7 protein-coding genes are annotated in these 8839 nt (G+C 70.8%); 2 read left to right on the forward strand and 5 right to left on the reverse strand.

Annotation, left to right across the window (positions count from 1 at the left end):
- Together ACTB72_RS18490 and ACTB72_RS18495 are read right to left on the reverse strand one after the other, a co-directional pair.
- Nucleotides 1-823 (reverse strand): ABC transporter ATP-binding protein (locus tag ACTB72_RS18490; protein WP_463038484.1); only part of this gene is annotated, 823 nt, incomplete at its 3' end.
- A 13-nt stretch (nucleotides 824-836) separates the two neighbouring features.
- Nucleotides 837-1961: an ABC transporter substrate-binding protein gene (locus ACTB72_RS18495; RefSeq protein WP_463038485.1), complete on the reverse strand. Its 1125-nt coding sequence runs from the start codon at nucleotides 1959-1961 to the stop codon at nucleotides 837-839.
- Nucleotides 1962-2266: 305 nt separating this feature from the next.
- On the opposite strand from ACTB72_RS18495, the gene ACTB72_RS18500 reads away from it, so the two are divergent.
- Nucleotides 2267-3391, forward strand: a complete 1125-nt coding sequence (locus tag ACTB72_RS18500; protein ID WP_463038486.1) for an isopenicillin N synthase family dioxygenase — start codon at nucleotides 2267-2269, stop codon at nucleotides 3389-3391.
- Nucleotides 3392-3840: 449 nt separating this feature from the next.
- Here the strand turns inward: ACTB72_RS18500 and ACTB72_RS18505 are convergent, their stop codons facing one another.
- The 3 genes from ACTB72_RS18505 to ACTB72_RS18515 form a co-directional block, all read right to left on the reverse strand.
- Nucleotides 3841-5067, reverse strand: a complete 1227-nt coding sequence (locus ACTB72_RS18505) for an argininosuccinate synthase (RefSeq protein ID WP_463038487.1) — start codon at nucleotides 5065-5067, stop codon at nucleotides 3841-3843.
- A 452-nt stretch (nucleotides 5068-5519) separates the two neighbouring features.
- Nucleotides 5520-5837, reverse strand: coding sequence for a DUF1244 domain-containing protein (locus ACTB72_RS18510; RefSeq protein ID WP_463038488.1), 318 nt, complete (start codon nucleotides 5835-5837; stop codon nucleotides 5520-5522).
- A gap of 55 nt (nucleotides 5838-5892) precedes the next feature.
- Complete coding sequence (locus ACTB72_RS18515; protein ID WP_463038489.1) at nucleotides 5893-6654, reverse strand: N-formylglutamate amidohydrolase; 762 nt, start codon at nucleotides 6652-6654, stop codon at nucleotides 5893-5895.
- A 698-nt stretch (nucleotides 6655-7352) separates the two neighbouring features.
- Between ACTB72_RS18515 and pyk the strand changes: the two genes are divergently transcribed.
- Entirely contained in the window at nucleotides 7353-8798 is a 1446-nt protein-coding gene (gene pyk, locus ACTB72_RS18520; RefSeq protein WP_463038490.1) for a pyruvate kinase, read from the forward strand.
- The last annotated feature ends 41 nt before the right edge of the window (nucleotides 8799-8839 follow it).

Below are 8839 nucleotides of genomic sequence, written 5' to 3' on the forward strand. Positions count from 1 at the left end.
CCACCATGATCTCCGCCCCGTCGCGAAAGGCGGCGGGCGGGGAGAGCGCCAGCGCGGCGCCGCAGCCGAGCAGGGCGGCCCCGCCCGAAGCCCGCGCGGGCAGCATGTTGGCCTTGCCGATGAAGCCCGCGACGAAGGCGTTGGCGGGGTTCCGATAAACCTCCTGCGGCGGCCCGATCTGCTCGGCCCGTCCCTTCGACATCACCACGATCTGGTCGGCCATGGTCATCGCCTCGCGCTGATCATGGGTGACGACGATGGTGGTGATGCCGAGCTTCTGCTGCAGCAGGCGCAGCTCCACCTGCATCTCTTCGCGCAGCTGGGCGTCGAGGGCGGACATCGGCTCGTCCAGCAGGAACACGTCCGGCTCCTGCGCGAGCGCCCGGGCGATGGCCACCCGCTGGCGCTGCCCCCCCGACAATTCGCCCACCCGCCGGTCGCCGAGGCCCGGCAGGCGCACGAGATCGAGCAAAGCCTCCGCCCGCTCCCGCCGCGCCGGCTTCGCGACCCCGTCGATCGCGAGCGCGTAGGCCACGTTCTCCGCCACCGACAGATGCGGGAACAGCGCGAAATTCTGGAACACCATGCCGAAGCGGCGCTTGTGGGCGGGCAGGGCGGTGATGTCCGCCCCGCCCAGCTCGATCCGCCCCGCGCTCGGCGTCTCCAGCCCCGCGATCATCCGCAGAAGCGTGGTCTTGCCGCAGCCCGAGGGGCCGAGCAGCGCGGTCAGCTCGCCGTCGGCGAAGCGCAGATCGATGCGCTCCACCGCCGCCGGGCCCGGCCCGAAGGACTTGGCGACGCCTGCGACGCGAAGCTCGGCCATCGGCCCGCCCCCCTTACGCGGCCAGCATCTTCTCCCACGCCTCCTTGATGAATTCGGCGTTGTCGAGATAGGCCTCGTAGGCCGGCGTGATCGCGGGCGTGCCGGAGACGGAGGCGAATTCCTCATCGGTCAGGTCGGTGGCCGACTGCGGCAGCAGCGGCGCGGTGCCGATCTTGCGGCTCATCAGCGCCTGGGTGGAGGGAAGCGAGGCGAAGTTGATGAACTCGGCCGCCTCCGCCGCCTTTTCCGACCCCGCGGTCAGGCACCAGGAGCCGTAGTCCTGCGGGTTGCCCTCCTTGGGGAAGATCGAGGCGATGGGGAAGCCCTCGGAGGCCATAAGCCCGGCGACGTCGTGGTAGTACATGCCGCCGATGACGTCCTCGTTCTTCATCGCCTGCTCCATCTGGGATTCGGCCGACCACCAGAGCCCCACGCAGGGCTTGAGCTCGACCGCCTTCTCCACGCAGGCGAGGATGCCGTCCTTCGTGCCCATGGTGGCGGCGCCCTCGAAGAAGGTCGCCGCGATGATGTCGAGCAGGTAGGAATTGTAGAGCTTGTTGAGCCCCAGCGAGGACTCGTATTTCGACACGTCCCAGAATTCGGCCCAGGAGGCGGGGGCGGAGACGACCTTGGGGTTGATCACCATCGACACGAACCAGGCCATCGCGCCGACGCCGAGCAGGCCGGAATCGCTGTCGAACAGGAATTTCGACTCGAGCCTTTCGGCGTTCGGCATCGCCTTCGCGTCCATCGGCGCGAGCAGACCGCCGATGCGCGAGGCGCGGATCATGGTGTCGCGGGCGTAGAGCGAGACGTCGGCGGGCACCGCGCCCGAGGAGGCGGCGTTCTGCATGGTCACCAGCCAGTCGGTGGAATTGGGCTGGGTGACGCTCTCGATCTCGATGCCGGTCGCCGCGGTGAAGGCGGGGTAGACGTGCTCCTTGAACGAATTCTCGAAATAGCCGCCGTAGGAGCCGATCTTGAGGCTGCGCGCCTGGGCGAGCGCCGGCGCGCCGAGCGCGGAGGCGCCGGCGATCGCGCTCGCGGCGATGGCGGTGGAGCGGAGGAAGCTGCGGCGGCTGAGGCCGGCGACGGCATCACCGAGGATGAGGGGGGGGCGGGGCGAACGGATGGTCATCGGCGGGCTCTCCTGTCGGGCGGGGGCTGCGCGCCCCGGTTGTTCGATCCGGGCTTTTGGCGCCGCGGCTTCCCGAGGGGTCATGCAGTTGCCATGCCAACGATCTCCGGGCCTTTGGAATGCTGCGTATGCCTGGCGGGCGCGCAGGGGGCGGGCGCGGCGCGCCACGGGGCTTCCGTCGGGCGGCGCCTGCATCCAGGGCGAAACGCTCCGCAAAAATGCTTAAACCAAGGGCAGTTCTTCGCTGTTGGTCAAAACGCAGACTTGGTGGCAGACTTCAGGCGATTCGACCTGAGGAGCCTGCGATGCATGACGGACCTGCCGAAGCCCCCGCGCTGACCGCGACCCCCGAGGGCGCGGCCCCCGATCAGCGGGCCCTGACCCTCGACGATGCGGCCCTGCCGGTGATCGACCTCGGCCCGCTGATCTCGGGCGAGCCGGGGGGCGTGGCGAAAGTGGCCGCGGCGCTGGGCGAGGCGGCGCGGACCTCGGGCTTCTTCTACATCACCAACCATGGCGTGCCGCAGGCGCTGGTCGACGGCATCCTCGCCGCCTCGCAGGATTTTCACGGGCGCACGCGCAGCTACAAGATGAAGTGGTGGTCCGGCTTCTCGACCCACCACCGCGGCTACGTGCCGTTCGAGGAGAACGGCTCGGATTTCCCCAAGCGGATCAATTTCAACGAGGCCTGGGACATGGGCTTCGAGGCCCCGGCCGATCATCCCGATCATCTGGCCGGCTGGCGGATGACCGGGCCGAACATCTGGCCCGACATCCCCGGCTGGAAGGACACGGTGTCGAGCTATTACGACGCCGTCTTCGCGCTGGGCCTGAAGATGATGGATTGCCTGGCGTTCGAGCTGGGGGTCGACGCGGACGAATTGCGGGCCAAGGTCACCTGCCCGACCTCGCAGCTGCGCCTCCTGCGCTACGTGCCCAACGACATGCCTGCGACCAAGGACGTGGTCGGCATCGCCTCGCATTCGGATTTTGAGTGCTTCACCATCCTGCTCACCGGCTCGGCCGGCCTGCAGGTGATGAACGCCGAGGATGTGTGGATCGAGGCGCCGCCGATCCCAGGCTGCTTCGTGGTCAATATCGGCGACATCTTCGAGGCGTGGTCGGGCGGCCGCTTCAAGTCGACCCAGCACCGGGTGGTGAATATCGGGCGGGAGCGGTTCTCCTGCCCGCTGTTCTTCGGGCTGAACTATCACGAGGTGGTGCAGCCGCTCGAAAAATTCCGCACGGAGGCGGCGTTGCAAAAGTATCCGCCGTTCAAGGCGGGCGATCATCTGATGCGGATGACGGTGAACGGGTTTCGCTACATGGCCGACGCCTATCGGAAGGGCGAGATGCAGCTGGATTTCGAGGTGCCCGAGGCCAACCCCTTCAAGCGCGAGGCGAAGGCCCCGGAGGACCCGGGCGCCTGAGCCGGGACGGCCGGGCGCGGCGGATTGCGCCGACCGGGCGCCCGGGCGGGGGGCGTTGGGAGCGGCGGGGTCGCACCCGCCCTACGGCCAGGATGGGCGGCGATCCACCCTCCGTCCCCGACCGGGCGAGAGGCGTTGCGGAAGGCGGGGTCGCACCCGCCCTACGGCTTCGGGAAGCGCCAGCCCACCATGTCGGGCGGGAGCGGCGGGCTTCGTAGGGCGGGTGCAAACCCGCCACGCCTCACGCCCGGGCATTCGGGCGACCCGGCCGGCCCGGGAGCGCCGGCGGAGGCCAACCCGCATGCCCCATCGGTTGCGCGTTCGGGTAGCCTCGCCGTAGGGCGGGCGCCAACCCGCCATGTCGCGCCGGCCGGGCCTTCGGGCGGGCCGGGGGGGCCGGGGGCGGCGGCGGGACGGCGGGCTTGCGCCCGCCCTATGGGGCCCCCCGGTCAGCCCTTCAGCTTGCGGGCCCGCGAGGCCAGCAGCTTGAGGCGCAGGGCGTTGAGCTGGATGAAGCCCTGGGCGTCCTTCTGGTCATAGGCGCCGGCGTCGTCCTCGAAGGTCACATGCGCCTCCGAATAGAGCGACCGGTCCGACCAGCGCCCCACCACGTCGACATTGCCCTTGTAGAGCTTCAGCCGCACCGTGCCGCAGACATGGGTCTGGGAGTGGTCGATGGCCGCCTGCAGCATCTCGCGCTCTGGCGAGAACCAGTAGCCGTTGTAGATCAGTTCGGCATAGCGGGGCATCAGCTCGTCCTTGAGATGCGCCGCCCCGCGGTCGAGCGTGATCTGCTCGATGCCGCGATGCGCCTGCAGCAGGATCGTGCCGCCCGGCGTCTCGTAGATGCCACGGGATTTCATGCCCACGTAGCGGCCTTCCACCAGGTCGAGCCGCCCGATGCCGTGCTTGCCGCCGTATTCGTTGAGCGCGGTGAGCAGCGTGGCGGGCGACATCGCCTCGCCGTTGATCGAGACCGCGTCGCCCGCCTCGAAGCCCACTTCGATGAACTCGGGCGCGTCCGGCGCCTTCTCGGGGTCGACGGTGCGCTGGTAGACGTAGTCGGGCGCGGCGACGGCCGGATCCTCCAGCACCTTCCCCTCGGACGAGGTGTGCAGGAGGTTCGCGTCGACCGAGAACGGCGCTTCGTTGCGCTTGTCGGTCGGCACCGGCACCTGATGCGTCTCGGCCCATTTGATCAGCGAAGTGCGCGAGGTCAGGTTCCACAGCCGCCAGGGCGCGATCACCTTGATGTCGGGGTTGAGCGCGTAGGCGGAGAGCTCGAACCGCACCTGGTCGTTGCCCTTGCCGGTGGCCCCGTGGGCGACGGCGTCGGCGCCGGTCAGCTCGGCGATCTCCACCAGGCGCTTCGAGATCAGCGGGCGGGCGATCGAGGTGCCGAGCAGATAAAGCCCCTCATAGACCGCATTGGCGCGGAACATGGGGAACACGAAATCGCGCACGAATTCCTCGCGCACGTCCTCGATGAAGATGTTCTCGGGCTTGATGCCGAGCAGTTCGGCCTTGGCGCGGGCCGGAGCCAGCTCCTCGCCCTGGCCGAGATCGGCGGTGAAGGTCACCACCTCGCAGCCGTATTCCACCTGCAGCCATTTGAGGATGATCGAGGTGTCGAGGCCGCCGGAATAGGCCAGGACGACTTTCTTGGGGGCGGACATGAGCGGGCTCTCGGGTCAGGCCAGGCGGGGCCGGGATCGGGAGCGGGGGCGTGCGCGGGCCGGGGCCGGGGCGCGCGACCCCGCGGGGTCGTTCCGCGCATAGCCTGCGGGGGCGGCGGGTTCAAGCGGGCGGCGCGGGCGGGGGCGCGGGGGAAGCCTGCGGCGCCCGTTCCGGGCAAGCCTTCATCTCCGGCCGCAAGCGGCCTTCGGGTGGGCGCGGAACGGGGGGCAGGCAGGGGGGCGTAGGGCGGGCGCCAGCCCGCCGCAGTCCCTGGCCGGGCGAGGGCGCAAGCGGAGAGGCGAGGCCGGACCGGGGCGACGGCGGGTTCGCACCCGCCCTACGGGCCCGCGGCGTCGCCGCCCGCGCCCCGCCGAAGCGCCGCGCGGGAGGGCCGCCGCCACCGGCGCGCCGGTCGTCGCGCGGCCCCCGTCCATGCCGTTGCGCGCGCGGCTCAGTCCGAGGGACGGTTCTTCTCGAACGCGGCCTTCTGGTCGGGCGCGGCCTCGGTCTGGTTCGCCGCGCGCCAGTCCTCGTAGGGCATGCCGTAAACGATCTCGCGGGCGTCCTCCTTGCCCAGCGGGATGCCCTCGGCGTTCGCGGCCTCCTGATACCAGCGGCTCAGGCAGTTGCGGCAGAAGCCGGCGAGGTTCATCAGGTCGATGTTCTGCACATCCGAGCGCTCGTTCAGATGGGCGAGCAGGCGGCGGAAGGCGGCGGCCTCGAGCTGTTCGCGCACGGCTTCCAGTTCGGTTCTGGTGGCGTCGTCCATGGCATCCTCCTGTCCGGCGCGCCCGGCGGTTGCGGGGCGCGCCTGCCCCATGGATCTAGGCGCCCGCGGCCGCCCGGTCCAGTGCGTCGCGCAGGATCGGGGCGAGACGCTCGGCCCAGATCGCCTGACCCTCCGGCGTCGCGATCAGGTCGTTGCGGATCTCGATCAGCGCATGGGCGAGGCCGCGCTGGGTGCCATGCACATGCATCGTGTCGCCGTCGAGCGCGCCGAGATAGGGCTCGTTGTCGCCCACCACCAGGTCGGGCTCCTCGCGCAGCCGGGCGAGCAGCGGCGCGGGCAGCCGGTCGTCGCGGTCCCACAGCACGCTGACATGCCAGGGCCGGGGCGGGCGGCCCCGGAACTGCGGCGTGAAGGAATGCATGGAGATCAGGACGGGGCGCACCCCCATCGCCTCGGCCCGGTCGATCCGCGCGCGGATGGCCGCGTGATAGGGCCGGTGCCAGTCGGCGAGGCGGCGCGCCACCTCGTCCGCCCCCGCATGGCGGTTGGCCGGGATCACCGAGCCGTCGTTGAGCTTCATCACCAGCGTCGGGTCATCCTCGCCCCGGTTGGGGTCGATCACCAGCCGCGAGAAGGTGGAGAGCACCGCCGGGCAGCCGAGTCGTTCGGCCAGATCCAGGGTCACCGCCCGGGCGCCGACGTCGTAGGCGATGTGACGGGCCATGTCCTCGGGCGGCAGGCCGAGGTCGCCGCCGTTGATCTCCCAGGGCACCGTGTTGGCGGCATGGTCGCAGAGCAGCAGGATCGACGGATCCGCGTCCGGGGCGACGATCTCGCAGGCAGGCATCGAGGGCATGGGCGCTCCGTTGGTTGCGGGCGTGAGCATAGGGGCGGGAGGGCCCGGGACAAGGGGGGAGCCCTGCGGCGCCCGTGCCGGGCATTTCGATGTCTCCGGCCATGAATGGCCTGCGGGGCGCCCCCTCTCCCTGACCCTCTCCCCGAGGGGAGAGGGGAGCGTGATTGCGGCCGTCCCAGAGAGAGGCCGGCGTTTCGCTGGTGGCGGGCAAGGGCGCGGGTTTGCCGAGACGGCCCCCAGGGGGGCCTTGTCCGAGCGTGTGCGAGTCTCCGGCCGCGTCAAGGCCAAGCCGGCTTCGCCGGTCGCTTCGCGAGCCTTGACCCGCCCGCAGACTCGCGGTTGCGCGTGGGGCGGGGAGGCGGCGACGCAGGCGCTTCGATCCAACGCCGCGCGGGCGGGGCGGCGACGCCGGCGCCGCGGCGGGCGCGCGGCTTCCGCGGTTCGGGCCGGGCGGTTCGGGCCGGGCGGTTCGGGCCGGGCGGTTCGGGCTGGACGTCTGCGTCCGTTCGGCTTGGGCCGCCCCGAGCCCGCAGAACTTTTCGGGGGGCGCGGCGAAAAACACCGGCCCCGCGCGCCTGTGGCAACGGGACATTCACCATTCCCGCCGTTATACGGTAGGCGAGCCCTGCCCGGCGCTCCCCGGCCGCATCCCCGCGACCGGCGTCGGACGCGCCTGAAGCCGCCCGCGAGGAGCCCGAATGCGCCGCCTCCGCAACGTCAAGATCGTCGCCACCCTCGGTCCCGCCTCGTCGGACCGGGCCACCATCCGCGCCCTCTTCGAAGCCGGCGCCGACGTGTTCCGCCTGAACATGTCGCATGGCTCGCATGAGGGCATCGCCCAGCTGCATCGCATCATCCGCGAGATCGAGCATGAGCTGCGCCGCCCCATCGCCATCCTCGCCGACCTGCAGGGCCCCAAGCTTCGCGTCGGAACCTTCGCCGAAGGCAAGGTGATGCTGGAGGAAGGCGCAGCCTTCCGCCTCGACCTGTCCGACAAGCCCGGCGACGTCACCCGCGTGCGCCTGCCGCACCCGGAGATCTTCGAGGCGCTCAAGGAAGGCGCGAGCCTGCTGGTCAATGACGGCCAGATCCGCCTCAAGGTCACCCGCTGCGACGCCGAAAGCGCCGATTGCGAGGTCATGGTCGGCGGCGTCATCTCCGACCGCAAGGGCGTCAACGTCCCCGACGTGGTGCTCAACATCCCCGCGCTGACCGAAAAGGACCGCAAGGACCTGGAATTCGTCTGCGCGCTGGGGGTCGACTGGCTGGGCATGAGCTTCGTGCAGCGGCCCGAGGATGTGGCGGAGGGGCAGCGCCTCGCCGCCGGCCGCGCCGCGGTGATCGCCAAGATCGAAAAGCCGGCGGCGGTGGCCGCGCTGGATGCGATCCTCGCCGAGGCCGACGGCATCATGGTCGCGCGCGGCGATCTGGGGGTCGAAATGCCGATCACCTCGGTGCCGGTGATCCAGCGCCGTCTGATCGCCACCGCCCAGCAGGCCGGCAAGCCGGTGATCGTGGCGACGCAGATGATGGAGAGCATGATCTCCGCCCCCGTGCCGACGCGGGCCGAGGTCTCGGACGTCGCCAACGCCATCTACGACGGGGCGGATGCGGTGATGCTCTCGGCCGAATCGGCTGCGGGCAAGTATCCGGTGGAGGCCGTGCGCACCATGAACGCGGTGGCCGAAACCACCGAGAGCGACCCGCATTTCCGGGTGCGGATGGAGGCGCTGCGCCCTCGCGCCCGAACCCGCGTCGCCGACGCCATCGCCGCCGCGGCGCGCGAAGTGGCCGAGACCACCGACGTGAAGGCGATCTGCTGCTTCACCCATGGCGGCACCACGGCGCTGCTGATGGCGCGGGAACGGCCGCGCGTGCCGATCCTGGCGCTGACCCCCTCGACGAAGTCCGCCCGGCGCATGTGCCTGGTCTGGGGCCTGCACTGCTTCACCACCCATGAGGTGGAGCGATTCAAGCTGGCGGTGGTCTCGGCGGCGCGGGCGGCGCGCGAAGGCGGCTTCGCATCGGATTCCGACCGGATCGTGGTGGTCGCGGGCATCCCGTTCAACATGTCGGGCACGACCAACATCTTGCGCGTCGCTCCGGTGGACGAACGCGCGATCTACGAGGGCGAGCCCGAATAACCGCACGGGCGCGCGGCCTCGGCCGGGCCGCGCGTCCGCCG

This window comes from Albimonas sp. (assembly GCF_055129145.1).